This is a genomic window from Thermoplasmata archaeon (assembly GCA_038851035.1).
Classification (GTDB): Archaea; Thermoplasmatota; DTKX01; order VGTL01; family VGTL01; genus JAWCLH01.
Genome location: JAWCLH010000010.1, coordinates 45,279 through 62,775, shown reverse-complemented (window position 1 = coordinate 62,775; position 17,497 = coordinate 45,279). Strand labels below are relative to the sequence as shown.

At 56.7% G+C, this 17,497-nt stretch carries 14 protein-coding genes; 11 read left to right on the top strand and 3 right to left on the bottom strand.

Annotation, left to right across the window (positions count from 1 at the left end; all coding sequences use genetic code 11):
* Positions 1–12: 12 nt before the first annotated feature.
* The 7 genes from QW379_04820 (at position 13) to QW379_04790 (ending at position 6,765) form a co-directional block, all read left to right on the top strand.
* Positions 13–621 carry a hypothetical protein gene (locus tag QW379_04820; protein ID MEM2869728.1) on the top strand — a complete coding sequence of 203 codons (609 nt, stop codon included), beginning with the start codon at positions 13–15 and terminating at the stop codon, positions 619–621.
* A gap of 219 nt (positions 622–840) precedes the next feature.
* Positions 841–3,069, top strand: a complete 2,229-nt coding sequence (locus QW379_04815) for a PKD domain-containing protein (protein ID MEM2869727.1) — start codon at positions 841–843, stop codon at positions 3,067–3,069.
* Complete coding sequence (locus tag QW379_04810) at positions 3,069–4,340, top strand: hypothetical protein (GenBank protein MEM2869726.1); 1,272 nt, start codon at positions 3,069–3,071, stop codon at positions 4,338–4,340. Before QW379_04815 ends, QW379_04810 begins: the two co-directional genes overlap by 1 nt.
* Positions 4,322–4,738 (top strand): cytochrome c biogenesis protein CcsA, encoded by a 417-nt coding sequence (ccsA, locus tag QW379_04805; GenBank protein ID MEM2869725.1) that lies wholly within the window; start codon positions 4,322–4,324, stop codon positions 4,736–4,738. The genes QW379_04810 and ccsA overlap by 19 nt, the downstream gene beginning before the upstream one ends.
* 314 nt (positions 4,739–5,052) lie before the next feature.
* Complete coding sequence (locus QW379_04800; protein MEM2869724.1) at positions 5,053–5,727, top strand: hypothetical protein; 675 nt, start codon at positions 5,053–5,055, stop codon at positions 5,725–5,727.
* Between the two features lie 142 nt (positions 5,728–5,869).
* Positions 5,870–6,190, top strand: a complete 321-nt coding sequence (locus QW379_04795; protein ID MEM2869723.1) for a hypothetical protein — start codon at positions 5,870–5,872, stop codon at positions 6,188–6,190.
* Positions 6,191–6,420: 230 nt separating this feature from the next.
* Positions 6,421–6,765, top strand: a complete 345-nt coding sequence (locus QW379_04790; GenBank protein MEM2869722.1) for a hypothetical protein — start codon at positions 6,421–6,423, stop codon at positions 6,763–6,765.
* A gap of 187 nt (positions 6,766–6,952) precedes the next feature.
* On the opposite strand, the gene QW379_04785 is transcribed toward QW379_04790, so the two are convergent.
* Complete coding sequence (locus tag QW379_04785; protein ID MEM2869721.1) at positions 6,953–7,837, bottom strand: hypothetical protein; 885 nt, start codon at positions 7,835–7,837, stop codon at positions 6,953–6,955.
* On the bottom strand, positions 7,838–8,674 hold the full coding sequence (gene larB / locus QW379_04780; protein ID MEM2869720.1) for a nickel pincer cofactor biosynthesis protein LarB: 837 nt from the start codon (positions 8,672–8,674) through the stop codon (positions 7,838–7,840).
* Between the two features lie 214 nt (positions 8,675–8,888).
* Here larB and QW379_04775 point away from each other — a divergent pair, with 214 nt between their 5' ends.
* From QW379_04775 to QW379_04760, 4 genes are all read left to right on the top strand, one after another.
* On the top strand, positions 8,889–12,371 hold the full coding sequence (locus tag QW379_04775; GenBank protein ID MEM2869719.1) for a PKD domain-containing protein: 3,483 nt from the start codon (positions 8,889–8,891) through the stop codon (positions 12,369–12,371).
* 60 nt (positions 12,372–12,431) lie between these two features.
* A complete protein-coding gene (locus QW379_04770; protein ID MEM2869718.1) occupies positions 12,432–14,033 on the top strand; it encodes a radical SAM protein in 1,602 nt (533 codons plus the stop codon).
* An 838-nt stretch (positions 14,034–14,871) separates the two neighbouring features.
* Positions 14,872–15,774 carry a tyrosine-type recombinase/integrase gene (locus QW379_04765; GenBank protein MEM2869717.1) on the top strand — a complete coding sequence of 301 codons (903 nt, stop codon included), beginning with the start codon at positions 14,872–14,874 and terminating at the stop codon, positions 15,772–15,774.
* Positions 15,775–15,955: 181 nt separating this feature from the next.
* The gene (locus tag QW379_04760) at positions 15,956–16,726 is read left to right on the top strand and encodes a hypothetical protein (protein MEM2869716.1); all 771 of its coding nucleotides are present in this window, start codon (positions 15,956–15,958) and stop codon (positions 16,724–16,726) included.
* Here QW379_04760 and QW379_04755 read toward each other — a convergent pair.
* Positions 16,710–17,497: DDE-type integrase/transposase/recombinase (locus tag QW379_04755; GenBank protein ID MEM2869715.1), on the bottom strand; the 788-nt coding region annotated here is incomplete at its 5' end. The genes QW379_04760 and QW379_04755 overlap by 17 nt on opposite strands.

The window sequence follows — 17,497 nt, the reverse complement described above, 5'->3', positions numbered from 1 at the left end:
TTCATTGAGGGGGTGGTGCGCTATAAGGACGCGGAAGGGAACCTCCAGTCCGATCTCCTGAAAAAGAAGAAGGTTGAGGTGATCTGTCCCCTTTTCTACACTGACGAGAACATCAACACAGCCATGCTGCGCCGGCTCATCAGCGAAGAGCTGACGCAGCAGGACAGCAAAATCTATTATGTCCGGAATATAGAGCGGTCCTATGCCATAGCGAAGGAAGTGTTTCGCGAGAGGCTGCTAAGACCCGTTCGTGAATTCGTCGACGATACTGGGACCATACGCGAGGCCTGGTTCTACGGCGTCACGCAGGAGGGGAGGAGGCGTACAGTCATCAAAGTCTCGGCGAACCACACGAAAAATATACTGGAGATATTCGTTGCGGCGCCCGGGAAGCTCCTCCTGACGGGCTGCCTCGCCGAGATAGGATGGGAGGTCTCGGCCAGGCTCGAGAGGGATGGTCTCATCACAGGTGCGCTCATGGATATGGCTAAGAAGGAGGAGGTGCTGCGGGAGACAATCTCTTTAATTGAGAAATACTCGGAGGCAGAGCTGGAAGCCGGGGATACAGAGCAGTGGGGCAAGGATAGCGAAGGGACCGAATGTCCCGGCGAGGGGGAGTGAGGAATTGCGAGTTGGCGGTGGCGCCGGCCGCGGGGAGGGTGGGGGAGCGAGGGCATTGCTCTGGTATAGAGAGCTCGCCTTCCGGTGAGCCCCGCGCGGGCATAAGGGCGGCTGCGATTGGAACAAGCCGGCAACTTCCGGGGTGCGCCTCACTGGGAAATTACGGGATAGTAAACACCCTGATAGTTTAATTAACTCCAAAGTCTTTACCCAAAATTAATGCGCAAAGCAACAGTCATCATCATCTCCGTCGCGCTCGCGCTACTGGTGGTGGCCTCGCTGGCGCCTCAGATGGCGCCGAAGTCCGACAACCCCTGCGCCGAGTGCCACGGCGGCGGTTACTGGCAGTACTTGGACATCGTCGAGGGCGCCGCTGAGGAATCGATTCCCTCCAGCCTCGACGCTAGCAGTCCGCGCAACGTGACCATTGTCATAAGGAACGAGTGCAGCAAGGCCGAGTACGGGACCCTGGAGGGCGTCTCCGCGACCCTCCGCTCGAGGGACGGGAGGTTCAGGGTAGCGGTCCCTACGGTCGAGCTCGGGAGCCTCGCGCGCGGGGCCACCGCGAAGGCTTCGTGGGAAATCACCGCTGCAAAGAGCGGGACGGACGCCTTTATCATCACCGCGCAGGCCGTGAACCCTCACTTCGAATGTCGCTTCACAGACTCATATTCCCCACCGCCTGAAATCGTCGTGGAGGCTCCCGCACAAAACTCTCCGCCCTCAATTGCGCTTGGGGCGGAGCTCGAGGGGAGAAGGCTGAGCGGGGGGAGCGCCTGGACCGTCACATGGAACTGCAGTGACGAGGAGTTGGAGGGGTGCACGGTGCAAATCTTTTTCTCAACCGACGGCTTCGTTCACTCCAACGAGAGTATCGGCTCCGCCCCCGCCCTCCAGCGCAGCCTTGTTTGGACCCTACCCCGAATCAACGCGGAGGCCGCGAGGCTCAGGGCTTTCATAAAGGACAGGGAGGGGCTTGGCTTCTGGAGCCCGCCGGGAGGACCCTTCGCAATCGACTCCACGCCACCGTCGGTGCTCGATGTTCTGCCACCCGACGGCGCAGTCAACGTCAGCGCGGGCTCGCCGCTCATCGTCCGATTCTCCGAGCCGGTGCACCGCGCGAGCGCCGAGCTTGCGCTCAAGACGCTACCAAGCCCGGGCGGAATGTCCTTCTCGTGGAGCCCGGACAGCATTACAATGAGCGTCGCCCACGAGCCTCTGCACCCCGAGACGCTGTATGAGTGCGAGCTGGGCACTGAAGTCAAGGATCTCTCGGAGCCCGGAAACTACATGGCTAGAACCTTTGCGTGGTCATTCACAACCGGAGCCACCGGAGGCGTTAGGCCCGAAATCGCCCTGCTCTCTCCCTCGAGCTGGGAGAGGTATTACTGGAGCGACACAATCAACGTCAGCTGGAGCGCCTGGGGCGGGGAGGGGAATCTGAGCACGTCGCTATCCATCTCCGGCAACGGCACAGAAGGGCCGTTTCAGGAGCTGGTGTCGGGCCTCCCAGCCTCCGGCACTCTCGAGCTACCCGCTCCAGAGCTCGTGTCTGATACATGCGTGCTGTGCGCCACGGTAATGGATGGCGCTGGCCGGAGCGCGAGCTCTTTGTCCTCGCCATTCTCAATTGCGCCGCCCCTTTCTCTCGCGGCCTCCTTTCCCCCCGAGGGCAGCGAGCTCGAGGAGGGGGACGTGGTGGAGCTCTCATGGAGTGCGTCCGGAGGGCATGGGAAAGTGACGGTTCGAATCGATTTCAGGCCCTCGCCGGGCGCGGGCGAGGAGCCCGTTGCTGCAGGGCTCGAGCCCAACGGGAGCTATCTATGGACTGTCCCCGGGGTCCACGCTGGGGCGGCGGTCCTGATAATCAGGGCCTCCGACGATTGGAACGGGACCGTGGAGCAGGTCTCTCCCCCCTTCAAAATTTACTTAGAGGAGCCGCCACCCACGCCCGCCAACCTGCCCCCCGTGGCGGCGTTCTTTATAGAAGGAAACAGGGTTGTTGCAGGGAGGGAGGCGACCTTTAACGCGGGGCCCTCCTGGGACCCAGAGGGTGACCCTCTGAGCTTTCTCTGGAGCTTCGGAGACGGCTCCGCGACCCTCCTCACGACCGACCCAATCGTCAGGCACACATACGCAAGGACCGGGGCCTATATCGTCACCCTGACCGTCAGCGACGGGGCCCGTGAGGCCCGTGTCGCCGTGACCATTCTCGTGGAGGCCTCCGCCGCCTCGACAGCGGCCCAGGAAGTGGGGGCTCCTCCCGCCCTCGTTGGACTTGCCATTCTCTTCGCCGGCTCCCTCGGAATCGTTTACGCGCTCGCGGGCGGGCGCGAGCGGCCCGCGCGCGCCGGTGAAAAGGAAAGGAAAAAGCGGAAGGGGAAGCCAGAGGAGAGGATGGAGAGAAGAGTGGAAGAGGAAAAGGGGGAGAAGCGGGAGGTGGGCTGATGCGATGGCCGAACGCCGGAATTCTCGCCGTCGCCGCGGGCCTCCTCCTAAGCGCCATTGCAGCCTCCGCCTTCTCGCCGGCCGCGACGAGGTGCGGGAGCTGCCACTCGGGCGGCAGCCCGGCCGGGGGCTACGTCCTGACACCGCCCGGAGTTGAAATAGAGTGCCCCCCTGTATGGCCCCCGGGGAGCCATTTCACGGTGAACCTGACTGTCTCCCATGCCGGGGGCTACGAGCTCAGGGGAGCGAAGGCGGCGGTCTCTCTCTCCGGCCCCGGTGGGCTAGGCACCGGCGAATTCCCCCAGCTCTCCCTCGGAGGCCTCAACGACACCGGCGGGCGGCTCCGGGCAAGTTGGCGCGTCGACACTGGAAATGAGACCGGAGTGCTGATGGTCAATGTGACCTTCCTCTGCCGGCTCCATTACACCCACATCGACGTCGGCTCGGGCGACGAGGGCCTCTGGGCGGTCGTCGAGCCACGCGCCGTCTCCGTGAGACCGGTCTCTCTCGTCGCTTCATGTGGGGAGCTCAAGCTCGAGGCTGGCTCGAAGGCCCTGAGGGAGCTGAGACTCAGGGCCCTCTCGCCTGTCACAGAACTCAAGGTGACCCTGCCCCCAGGTCTCGAGAGAGTGGTGGATATTGAATTCTCGCCCGGGGCGCTCGACGCAGGGGAGGAGGCGGTGCTGGGCGCTAGAGCGTTGCGGGGCGGCGGGACGATGGGCAACGGTCTTCTCACCCTCTCATGGAAGAACGCCACGGGCTCGCCTGATGCGATGGGGATAGCGGTGAGGGTGGTCCCACCCCCCTCCGGCCCCGGAGGCTCAGGGAGCCCCCTCAGGCTCGCGGGCAGGGCGACGGGAATTCTCTCGCTTCTGCTCCTGATTGCGTCGCTCGCCCTCGGCTTCGTCAGGAGGGGCGGGAGGGTGAGGGTGAGGCTGCACTGCGCGATATCCTTATTCCTTCTAGCGCTAGCAGTTTACCATGGTGCGCTACTCGTCCTTGGACCCTACAGCTCAGTTTCATGGAACTTCTACATTCTGCTAGGCTGGGCATCCGCGATATGGATGGGCGTGGCCTCGGTCAACGGGCTGCTGAGGAGATGGATGACCAGAATACTCGGGGCGGGGGGCTGGCGCTGGATTCACAGAATCGCCACGCTCGTGGCGCTCGTAATGGTGATAATCCACGCCATCAGCATCGGGACCGATTTCAGATTCCTCCGGGGCCTCATGGGCCATGAGGGCGGAAGCGGATGGAGGGGAGGGGGCTGAGGTTGCCGCACGAGCTCGACTCGGTTATGCTCTTCGTGCACCCGCCCATAGCGATTGCGGGCCATGTGATGACCTTCGCATATACCGTCCTACTTTTCCTCAAAATACCCCGGAGGCGCGCCGTTCTCGCCGGGGTGGCGGCTTGGTTGCTGGTCCTTCTTGGCCTCGTGACTGGTATGCTCTGGGCCTGGTCGGCCTGGGGCTCGCCCTGGTCCTGGGACCCCAAAGAGACCGCAATGCTCCTTCTCTTTCTGGCGCTGACGGGCGCGCTCGGGGCGCGAATCGAGGGGAGGAAGACGCTGGCGCGGTGGCTGGCATTGACCGCCTGCCTACTTAGTATATGTACTGTTCTGGTCTCTTTCCTCCCCGCCGGTCTCCACTCCTTTGTAGGGGGGTAAAAGTATGATAGAACATAAGGCGGTTGCAAGCCGTGTTGAGCCCGCTTCGAGAGAGGAGCGAGGATGTTTGGGGAGTGATACCGGAGAAAAAATGACATCGGAGGTGGTGACCTGGGTATACTGAATTTTCTCGGAAGAAAGGACGACTTTTCAACGGTGAAAAAACAAAGGGGTGCCCCCACGGGTCCCACTAGCGCTGCGTCACCGACGACTTTGAAAGAGTAAAACGCTCAATCGAGGAAATTCTAGAGAGCGGGGGGAAGAGCCCAGGAAGGGTCAGGTAGTTCGGGTACAACATCGAGCACCGGCGGAGGATGGAGAACGACACTTGGGGAATAATATCTGAGGGCGACACGGGTAGGACGATGACCATTTGGGTCAATGCCTCCCTATGGACGGCCTTCCCCCTCCCCGATATATATTCCGCCTCAAAGGCGACGATAACCGAGATAAATCAGTGGAAGAACCTGATCGAGGGCTGGCTCCGCTTGAATCTGAAGGACATGAGTCTCACCGTCTTCGACCCCTTCTTCTATCTTCATAGAGGGAGGATAAAGAAGGAGTCGAACCTTCACTTCTCTGCGCTGGCCTACACCATCCAGCCAGTCAAGGAAGTTTTACTTCGCCTCTCCGAGGAGGGGAGGAGGGAGCTGGGTATTCCGCATGACTATATCACGACAAAAGAGGCCTCAATTATTTTTCCGCTCAAGGGCGCGGCAATAGACGACTATGCGGGTCTGATGCCGGTTGTGGAAAGAAGAGAGGTGGAAATATGGGGAGAGAGGGGCCATGTCTTCGCCGGGCCTCTGATAAATTCCAGCCCTCCCCTCATGCCCCCTATCGTAGCCACTCGGAGGGTCATTCAGGGAAGGGTTCCGGAGGTTGGTGAGGAGCTTTTCGCCTATGTATGGTTGATAGGTGCCGCGGAAAAGGGGGATTTCGAAATCAATGGAACCCTGGTCGAAGGTAGCAGCGGGCTAGATGGGTGAAGCACTCCGTCTTTGACTGAAGATGGGGAATTCCAAGCCCGGATTTTATAGTCAAGTAATTCACTCATGCTTCCAGAGAGGCGATTCTAGGCCCAGAAGCTCCCGGCAGGAAAAGCTCCACGACAGTGGAGGCCTGCCGAAGGTGGTCAGGAGAACCGGGACAATGGCCGGCCGGTGGGGGACCAGGAGGGGTGACACCGTCGTCATTCCCGCCCCCATCAAAGTGGACGAGCTCATGAAGAGGGTTCCTGAGGGAAAGCTCGCCACCATCAACCAGCTCAGAGCCGCGCTCCCGAACAAGCGCGGGGCCACAATCGGCGGCCTCATAACCGCAGGCATATTCGCGCGCATCGCAACGGAGGCAGCGGCCGAGCTCGCCTCGCCCTGGAAATGTAGCAATCCCCTACTTTCGCACCCCGAAGCCGGGCGACGAAATCGACAAGAAATATCCTGGGGACTTTAGGGGGCAGGGGGGGCTGCTAATGGCCGAGGGCTCTGGAGTGCTCCGGAGGGGCGGGAGGCTCTTCGTTGCCGATTTCGAACGGCATCTTGCGGAGTTCTGAGCCCGGGCGCAGACCTCCGGGGGCGTCCTGGAACACCGCTCCTACTAGGGCGCCAGGGGCAGGCGGGCGCCGAGGCGCCGAATTCCAATTATTTATATAGGATGAACAGGCTAAGCTATACGGGAGGAAAATGGCCGGGTCGAAAGAGAGCGAGAGCGGCGCTGACAGCAAACCCCCACCGCCATTTCTCATCTATAGAAATAAGCTCTATGTTCTCTCTAAGAAGCCTCCCTCGTTGAACCACATCGAAGCCGAGGAGGAGAGGAGGGCCATTAGGGAAGAGGAGCTCCATATCGGTGGCCCAAGACGGGATGTGGTTGCGCGCCCGCGAACGCCGAGGCGTCTATGCAGAGCGGCGAGGCCCCGGCCCTATGTAAAAGGATGTCTGAGGCACATTGAAAAGCCGCACCCCCACCTCTGCCCGGCGCCGCCGAGGAAAAGGGTTAGGAGGCTCCTTCCCCGGAGCATCGAGTGAAAACCCCTGAGCTGAGTCTATTTATTACTGGACGGACTCAGAAAAGAGTGTGTTGTTCGGGGCCTGGTATTCTCCACATGCCCTTCTCTAAAGGGATATCTAAAGAAATTCAGTGATGAGAATCACAAGGTCACAAGGCGCCGGTGGGAAGGGTGGGGGGAGGGAGGGCGCTCCAGCCCAGGCCCGGCTAGAGGGATATCCTCCCCCTCTTCATGAGTTGCTCGAACGCTTCCTCCCTCTTCTTCTCAACACGCTCCGGGTCGAGGAGCGCCTCTCTCGCGAGTCTGTTCTGCTCCTCGATTATTCGCCGGGCCTCGCGCGCCTGCAGCCTCCTCTCGCTTCTCAGGCTCAGGATTTTCTCTCTCATCTCCACAGCCTTTTTGTGGAGTGCGTCCGCTCTCTCCTTCATCTCAAGGAATAATTTATGCTTCTTGTCGGCCTCGTTGTGAAGGGCGGAGCAGTCCTCTATGAGCTTTATCATCCTCTCGTGGAGCTGCTGCGCCTCACCGTAGTGCTTGACGACCAGCGCGTGCTCTTCGTCAGCTTTCTTGAAAAGCTCGTCGAGGTTGGCGTCCATCTCACCCAGCTCCACCCTCACCCTGTCCTGCTGCTGGAGCTCGACCTCGAGTCTGCGGAGCTCCTCCATCCTTTTTTTTATGTCCTTTATGAGCTCCTTCTCCTCCTCCAGCGTGAGAACCTGGGTCTGCTGCTTTAGGTCCAGAATCTCGATCTCGGCCTTCTTCGCGGCCGCCTCCCGAGGCAGGTCCGGATAGACCTTTCCCCCGCGAGCCCTCTTCTGCTTCAGCAGCTCCCTGGCCTCCTCGTGCAGCCTGTCCCTGAGCCTCTTGTGCTCTCTGAGGAGCCTGACATGCTCGTCCCTCTCCTGCTTCAGCTTTTGGACCAGGTCCAGTAGCTCCCGCTTACGCTTGTTGAGGGCGTTCCTCTCCTCCCTCGCCACCTCCGCCAGCCTATTGAACTCGTCCCTCTTCGCCACTAGCTCCCCGAACTTCCTCTCCGCGCTCTCGAGCTCAGCCCTGCGCGCCTTCGCCCTAGCCTGCTCGTCATCCCGCATTTAGGAACCCCCTTCCTCGACCCATTTCTTCTCTTTTTTTCCGAACCTCCTCGGGTCCCGCCGCCCGCCCGAGCGTGCCGAGCTTGTCCGGCCACGCCGCTCCGAATCTATTTCACTGCCCCTTCCACCTCCCCCGCTGGCCCCTCTCCCCCGCCCTCTCACACGGGCTATCTGGGAAGCAACCGCCCCGGCGATGAAGCCCGCGTCTATATTCACAACAACAAGGGGAGCGCAGGACTGGAGCATCGCGTAGAGAGCAGACCTACCTCCCCTAGCAATACCGTACCCCGTCGAGACCGGAACCCCTATAACGGGTGCGTCGACCATGCCCGCGACAAGTGTTGGAAGGGCCCCCTCCCTCCCCGCGACCACAACATAGACGTCCACCCCCTCCCTCCTCATCTTTTCCAGAGCCTCGAACGCTCTGTGGACGCCCGCGACGCCGACATCGTGGGCCACGACCACTCTGCACCCCAGCTCCTGTGCAATGACCCGGGCCTCCTCCGCGACCCTAAAGTCGGAGGTGCCCGCGGAGAGAACACCGACGACCCCAGCCTTCTTTGGTGGCTTGAACCCATCTCTCTTCAGGACTACCACCTGAGCGGCCTCGTGGACCTCGCAAGCTCCTGAGATGCCGCCCCGGAGAGTCATCTTTCTTAGGTATCTAATCACGGCAGGGGACGCCCTTGTGACTATGGCCCTCCCGGTTCTCTCCAGCATTGCCCTAGCGATCGAAGCCACCTGCTCAACGCTCTTCCCCTCCGCCAAGACCACCTCCGGCACGCCGGTCCTCTCCTCGCGTGAAGGGTCTATGCAGGCAAAGTCCCCAACCCTCATCCAGACAACACAACACCGAACCCCCCATTAAATCTTTTGAGAGGTGGGAGGCCCCAGCCGGGCTCGTCAATGTACCAGGACCATCCATTGCCCATTCCCGAATTCCTTTTAAATTCTGCTCCACTGTTTCAATTATACAAGAATATATTCATAGAAAGGGATTTATATTGATTGTTGTGTATATAAAGCCGGGACGCACCGGAGTGGAGACTGCATGTATGAAAGAAGCGTTGCGGCGATTTTGTGCATGGCTCTTGCGGGGCAGCTTCTTTTTCCATTCATAACGCCCGCGGCGCGTGGTGAAAGGGCAGCCCCGGACCTGACCCTGAGCGAGGAAGACATAGCATTCTCGAAGAACAAGCCCCTGCTCAACGAGACGATCCAGATAAACGCTACGGTCTGGAACATGGGCGGGGCCAATGCCACATCCGTTAGGGTTAGGTTCTACGACGGGGACCCCTCGGGCGGTGGCACGACCATAGGCTCTGACCAGATAATTGACAACGTCCCCTCCAACGGTTCCGGCGTTGCGAGGGTGAACTGGAGCACCGTCGGCGTCTCTAATGGATACCACTGGATATACGTGGTCGTCGACCCAACTAACTCGATATCGGAGGAGAACGAGACCAACAACTCCGCCCGGGCGCAGGTATTCATCAACCTTGCCCCCACGGCCAGAATCACCCTGCCGCAGAATGTAAGCGCCAGCGCCCTCACCTTCCAGGACATCACCTTCCTCGCCTACAACTCCAGCGACCCCGATGGCAATATCACAGCCTGCTTCTGGAGCTTCGACGACGGGAACGACTCGAGGGGCTGGGAGGCCAGCCACTTTTGGAGTAATGACGGGGTATATAATGTGACGCTCCTCGTCACGGACGACGCCGGCGGAACAGACACAGACGAAATTCAGATTACCATCTACAATAGAGCGCCCATTGCGGTCGCCTACGACCAGCTTGTCCAGACCCTCGACATCGTCACTCTCGACTCAGCAAACTCCACCGACCTCGACGGATACATCACCGCCGCCAAGTGGACTCTTCACAACGGGACCACGCTGAACGGCAAGAAGGTCACCACGGTCTACAAGCAGGATGGCATCTACCCCGTCCAGCTGACCGTGACCGACGACGACGGCGCGACCAACTCAACCACAATCTACATAACCGTCTTCAACAGGGAGCCCGTGGCGAAGATAAATGTCTCCACCAATCATATAAACACCTCCGAGAGCATCACCTTCGACGGCTACAAATCATATGATCTGGATGGCTATATCTCCAACTACACATGGATATTCCCCGGAGGGGGGAAGGAATACGGCGTGAAAACCACGCACAGGTTCGACGTAGCCAACGGCTCCTACGAGGTAACCCTCGTGGTCGTTGACGACGACGGGGCAATCGGCTCGGCAAAGACCACTGTTCGCGTCGGCAACATACCCCCCACCGCCGTCGCTGGACTGGATACAATCGTGCTCACGTACGAGAACATAACCTTCGACGCCACCCGGTCCTTCGACCCCGATGGCCTCATCGTGAATTATTCCTGGGACTTCGGCGATGGGGGCTTCTCGAGCAGCGCTTTCACCCACCACTTCTACACCAACAACGGCGTCTACAGGGTCGTCCTGATAGTGACGGACAACGACGGGGCCACCGCCCGCGACAGCTTCACCGTAACCGTCCTCAACCGCCCCCCCTACGCATTCTTCCCCGATATCATCGTGGACACCCTGCAGAACGTGAGCCTGAACGCGAGCCAGTGCCACGACATGGACGGCTATCTCGTCAACTTCACCTGGGAGCTCGGCGGGGGCCAGCTGCTCTTCGGCCCGGAGGTCATCATCTCGTGGACAAAGAGGGGAACCTACTCCGTGACCCTCACGGTCCGGGACGACGACGGCGCCACCGCGTCCCACACCTTCAACGTCACCGTCAGGAATACACCCCCGGTGGCCCTCTTCAGCTTCTCCCCACCCACCCCCTCCGAAGGCGAAACGGTGGTCTTCAACGCCAGCGGCTCCTACGATAGGGATGGTTCGATAACAACCTACAGCTGGAACTTCGGGGACGGCTCATTCGGGGAGGGCGAGGTGGTGGAGCACGTCTACACAGCCAACAACACATTCCGCGTCAGCCTCCTCGTGATAGACGACGATGGTGGCACGAACAGTTTCTTCCGTAATGTAACAGTGATCAAGTACAACCCGCCGCCAGTGGCCGAGTTCACGTACCAGCCCACCGAGCCCACGACATCGGACCACATCGAGTTCGACGCATCCGCGTCCTACGACCCGGCCCCCGGGTTCATCCGGAGGTACGAGTGGGTCTGGGGGGACGGGACCTCCTCCTATCTCTCCCTCGCGAGGACGAACCACCGCTATTCCGCCCCAGGGAGTTACACCGTAACACTGACGGTGGTGGACGACCTCGGGGCTAAAGCCTCGGTCTCGAAAGAGGTGACGGTGAGGCGGGGGGAGAATAAGCCTCCAGTAGCGGTCATCTACCCCTCCGCGAGCGTTCAGGAGAGCGGGAAACCCATCACGCTCGACGGTACTTCCTCCTACGACCCCGACGGCACTATAGTCAACTACACATGGGACTTCGGGGATGGCACGGGATCCTTCTCCCCACTGGTGACGCATGTCTACTCACACAAGGAAAAGAGCGCGAAGCTATTCATTGTGACGCTGACCGTCACGGATGACCAGGGGGCATTCTCGAGAGCCACCATCAACCTGACGATTACTCCAGAAATACCGCCCAACATTCGGCCTCGGGCGGTCCTCACAGCCGCCCCGACCACCGTGTTCACCAACCAGCTCGTCAGGCTTAGCGCCGCGGGCTCCTCGGACGTGGACGGGACAATCCCGGAGGACGGCTATACCTGGAGCTTTGGCGACGGGGAGCTAGGGAGCGGTCTTGAGGTCTTTCACAGGTACGCGCGGCCGGGGATATACGTCGTTCTGCTGACCGTCAGGGACAACCGGGGTGCCACGGGTAGCGCCACCGAGACGATCTATGTCCTGAACATACCGCCGACGGCCAGGACGGACGAGGACGTGACCACGGAGACGCTCGTGCCCGTCTGGCTGAGCGGGGCAGCCTCCTACGACGCCGACGGCGAGATTATCCTGTACACATGGGACTTTGGCGACGGGACACAGTCCTCAGGAGCCATAGTCTCCCACATCTTCTACCACCCGGGCGTATACACGGTCCGGCTGAGCGTAACTGACGACAACGGGGCCGTTTCATCAGCGACGCTCAATGTTACTGTCAACAACCGACCCCCGATCGCCACTCTCGTCAGCAACAATGCCACGGGCTACGTACTCGACACCCTCCTCTTCGACGGCTCCCGCTCCTCGGACGCCGACGGGAGAATTGTGAACTACACCTGGTTCTTCGGAGACGGGAACCAAGCCTTTGGTTCCATCGTAAACTACGCATTCCTAATCCCGGGCACTTACGTGGTGACGCTCAATGTGACAGACGACTCGGGCAGCAGCTCCGTGGCGAGCATGAATGTGACGATTATAAAAAGACCCCCGCCCGCGAAGCCCGGCGGCGCGCCGAAAGGTTTTATTCCTGGGTTTGAGACAGTTACACTAGCCGCTATTGGTGCTCCGCTCGCCCTCTGGCTAGGAGCCCGAAGAAGGAAAGGACCCGGAGTGCGGTCAGAATTGTAGTAGCTCGCGCTACAAAACCGTTAAGTAAAGACCACCCAATTCCCCTCCGGTGAACTTCAAATGATGATTAGGCCCACAACGCTCACGAGGGGCCTGCCCAAGGATACAAGCTCGATATGCCCCGAGTGCGGGAAGGTTATCCCAGCCAGGATAATCGAGAGGGGCGGAAAAGCTGTGATGGAGAAGAACTGCCCGGAGCACGGCCCCTTCTCGGACGTCGTCTGGTCAGACGCACGGATGTACCTGCAGGCCGAGCAATACGCTGTGGACGGTATCGGTGTCGAGAATCCCTTCATAACCAAAGAGAATCCGGTCTGCCCTGAGGACTGCGGCCTCTGCAAAATTCACCTAACCCACACAGTCCTTGCGAATCTCGACCTAACCAACAGGTGCAACCTGACCTGCCCCGTCTGCTTCGCAAACGCAAACGCGAGCGGGTACGTTTTCGAGCCCTCTTTCGACGAGGTCCACAAGATGATGCAGATTCTTAGAGCACAGAGGCCCTTGCCGTGCTCGGCCATACAGTTCGCCGGCGGGGAGCCGACGATACATCCTGACTTTCTCAAAATCGTGAGAGACGCTGCGGAGCTGGGCTTCGCGCAAATACAGGTCGCGACCAACGGAATAAAGATGGCCGAGAGCATGGAGTTCACGCAAGCCTGCCGGGATGCGGGCCTGCACACAGTATATCTCCAGTTCGATGGCATGAGCGACGACATTTACCGGAAGACTCGCGGGTGCGAGATGTTGGAAATCAAGAAGAAGGCCGTGGAGAACATTAGGGCGACTAAGGGCCGGAAAATGACAGTATGCCTCGTCCCCACAGTGATAAAGGGAGTGAATGATCACGACATCGGGAACATAGTCAGATATGCAATCGACAACATAGATATCGTTCACGCGGTCAACTTCCAGCCCGTAGCATTCAGTGGAAGAATCTCAAAGAAAGAACTTGAGAAGCAGAGATTCACCCTCCCAGACCTCGCGATAGCGCTCAAAGAGCAGCTTGGGATTATCGAGCCAGAAGACTTCTACACGGTCCCCGCGATGTCCTACCTATCGGAGCTGATATCGCTCATCAAAAACAAGCCCCGGATCACTTTCAGTGCCCACCCCCACTGCGGAATCGGCACATTTGTTTTCGTAGAGAAAAAAGACAAGACCAATATTGTTCCGATAACAAGGTTCGTCAGAGTGAAGGAGCTCCTGGCGGACGTCGCAAAGCTTGCATCTGAGTTGGAGACCAAAAAGGCATCCTTCATCACCCGAACGAAAGAGGCCATAAAATTCTACCAGAATCTCGAGAAAAAGTATGTGATTAAAGAGAAGGTGCCCGAAGGCCTCGATATTATCAAGCTATTAAAGCCGCTGTTCGCGTCGGGCGATAAGAAAGCATTGTCAAAATTCACATGGAATGCTCTGATGATCGGGGGAATGCATTTCCAAGACGCCTACAACTATGACATCGAGCGGGTTAGGAGGTGTTGCATCCACTACGTTGTTCCCGATGGAAGAATCATACCTTTCTGTGCCTACAACTCCGGCCCCATATATCGCACGGAAATCGAATCAAAATTCTCGGTCCCAGTAAAAGTGTGGTTGGAAAGGAATCCAGGACGCACAGTAGTAGAGCCATGTTCATTTGTAAAAAGAAAGAAGTGAAAAAATTTTAATTTATATTTATTAAAATTAAAAAAATTATAAAATAATTAATCATGATATTATTAATCATAATATTATATACCACTTTATTATATAATATGCCTTATACAATATTAAATTATTTATTTGATTTTTATTTTTTACTCTATATTTTTATTTTTTATTGCGTTCTTCTAATAACCTGGCTCTTTGTAACTGGGCCTTAAAACCATTCTCCTTAAGACAAAAAATTAATGAAAAGGGAGAAAGCCAAAAGTAAATTAATGTATTCAAATCGCGTTTAAAGCAAGAAAACATAATGCTTTTACTAACGTATATACATCCGTTAAAATAATCGACTTAAAGTAGTATATATAATGGAAACTGAAGAGAATGCACAAATGTCAAGTAAAAATTAGAGTAATAGAGTTCGGGAGGAAATATACATAATTTATCATTGGGAAATGCCCCGAATGAACGATAACCAGGGAGACTTGATCCAAACGTGAGGGGGAGGTAGCAATGGAAAAGCTCAACGCAATTTATTTAATATATAAACCACCCAACATTGATTCGCAAAATTCAAGGAAAAGGAGTGGGTGAATAACCCATCATCCATCAATTATTAAGATATCCTTAATTTACTTAATGCTATAAATTTATAGACTAAAAAAAATAAAGCTAGTCTTAATAATTTTTTCAAAATACACTTATGAGCCGCAGAGATGGGAATAAATGGCTCTATCATGTACTTTTAGCATAATTAAGGCCTTAAAACCATCAAGATAATGGATAAATATATATATAATAGAAACAATAAGGGCGTATAACTGGGATTATACGCCCATCGGGTCTTCTTATGGCCCCCTATCCTCAGGAACCTCAGGCGCCTTCATATCCTTCCGAGAGCGGAGACGGCTGTGCTGGCCCTGGACAGGGAATTCTTGAAGCCTTCAGGGATCATCTACTCACTGAGAAAAAATCTCGCTATACCATTAGGCAGTATCTATTCCATGTCAAAAATTTCCTCGAGTGGTCCAAGAAGACAGCTGAAGAACTTGACCTCGAGCAACTCGAGAGCTATAGGAGATATCTCTCGGTAGACAGAAGATATTCTAAAAATAGCCTCTATGTTGCCACGATTGCACTCCGGACATTTTTTAAGTTTCTAGGCAAGAATATTGGGGATAAGATAAAACCCCCTAGGCGGGGGCTCCCAATACCCAAATACCTCACGGAAGATGAGATGTCGTGCCTTCTTGCCGCAGCCCATGGGGATAAAAGGGATACGGCAATACTTCTGACTCTCGGCTACTCGGGCCTCCGGGTGGGAGAGCTGTGCGCCCTCGATGTGGAGGACATCGACTTCTCTGAAGGCGTGATAAACGTCAGATCCGGCAAGGGGGATAAGGGGAGGATAGCGCTCATCGACGAAAAAACCATCCAAGCTTTAAAAGACTACCTAGACACTAGAGCAGTCTCCACAGGCCCTCTCTTCATTTCCGCGCGAGGGAAGAGAATCACCGAGAGAAGGGTCGAAAAGCTGGTGAAAAAGTATGCCATGCTTGCAGGAATAAAAAAGACTGTCACGCCTCACGTCCTTCGTCACACCTTTGCAACGGCTCTGTTAAAGCGCGGAGCGGACATAAGAATAATACAGCAGCTACTGGGTCACGCCTCCGTTGCCACAACCCAAATCTATACACACATTGACGACAGAGCTTTGAGAGAGGCGTATAAAAAAGCAAAACCAAAATATTAAATGCAATAATATATATAATGATATTATTTAAAATGATTTATATAAACAAAGAATAATCAAATGAATAATATATTAATTAATATATTATATCAATTTAATTAGTTAATTGCATTTTATTTTTCCCACCATCCGAAAAAATGATATTCGAAAGTGATGTTCTTGGTCGCTCGCTGGAGGTCGGATGGAGAAGCTAAGAGAGGCTCTCGAGCAGCGCTTGGGAAGGGCGGAGCTCGAGTCGAGGCTTGAACTCCTGCGGAGGGAGACTGAGGGCCTCTTAGACGAGCCCGCCCTACTCAGTCTCATCGCAGATGAGGAGAGTTTGAACCGCCAGCCCTTCACCCCCCTCAGAGACCTCCGCCCCGGGACTCCAGTTTTTATCCGTTGCACCGTAGATGGTATCGGCCCGATAAGGGAGTATCGAAGTTCATCCGGTACGGGCCGTGTCCGGAAGCTCTCCGTATCTGACGAAACCGCCTCGCTCCAGCTGACCCTCTGGGGCGATGAGACTGAAATTGTCGAGCGGCTCGGAATAGCGCCCGGGGTCACCCTGCGTGTCCTTTCCGGAGTTTTCAAGGAAACGGCATTTGGCCCCGAAATCCATGTCGGGAGGAAAGGCTTCATTGTTGTGGAGCAGACGCCCGCCGCCCGACCCCCCTCACCCGCAACAATCGGCGGGCTCCGCAATCTGACCAATCCCGGGGACAGGGTCACGGTCCAGGGCGTTCTCACGTTTTTTTCTTCCACTGGCGGGGGGAGGGCCCGCACAGTGCTCGCGCGCCTCTTCGACGGCACGGGCGAGTGCGAGGTTGAGTTCTCTGGTCTCCCTCCAGAGAGTCTGAATGGTCTTGCCCCGGGCGTGGAGGTCGAGCTTTCCGGTGCATTCGTTAGCCACGACAAGCGATTTCCCTCTCTCATATGCACATCCGGAACAACCGTCAGAATTGTCCGATGAAGGCGCGACTGTGGAGTCCTGAATTAAGTTCCTCTCGTTGATTTGAGTTCATGTCCCAGACCCCCTCTCTACTGTGAATCCCTCTTCCAATAAGATAGGCAGGGGCATATCTGGCAACCATCTTGATGTTCTCCCTGATGAACGCCCTTCTCTTTACAGGCCACATCTTCCTGATGAACGCCTGGAACGGCGTCTCGCACTCCTCGAGCCTGAGGCTCCAGTGCGGCCTTCTGTAGTTATAGTAGCTTAATGCCCTCTCAAGCCTCCCGAAGTGCCGGATGAGCCTCATCATGGTTCCAGCCGCCTTCTTCACTTTCCCGTTGGATTGAGGATGCTTCACCCTGGCCTTCACATGTGCTATCCCATTCTCCTCGAGCCATTTCTGGAACTCGTTCAATCCCGGTTCCGCACAGCTCTCTCTTGGTAAGGATGTGAATTGTGTTCCATGGTCGGTCATGAGCTGTTTGGGCTTACCATATGCTGCCACCGCCTTTTTGAGGGCTCTTAGACTATTCTGAGCGGTGGCATTTTTATATGAGCCGGCGCCCACAAGCAGCCTTGAAGCGTCGTCCTCTATAAGAATTACATACGCACCCCCAATCTCGACCCAGTCAGGGTGCCAGAGAGAGTTGCTGTGCTTCCTCTCATACCGGACCCACTTCCGGCGTCTCTGCTTCCTGGGTTCATCTTTTGCCAGTCCATTCTCTTTAAGGATCCTGTGAATGCGGTTGTGTGGGATATGTATCCCCTCCTCACCCTCAATTGCCTTCT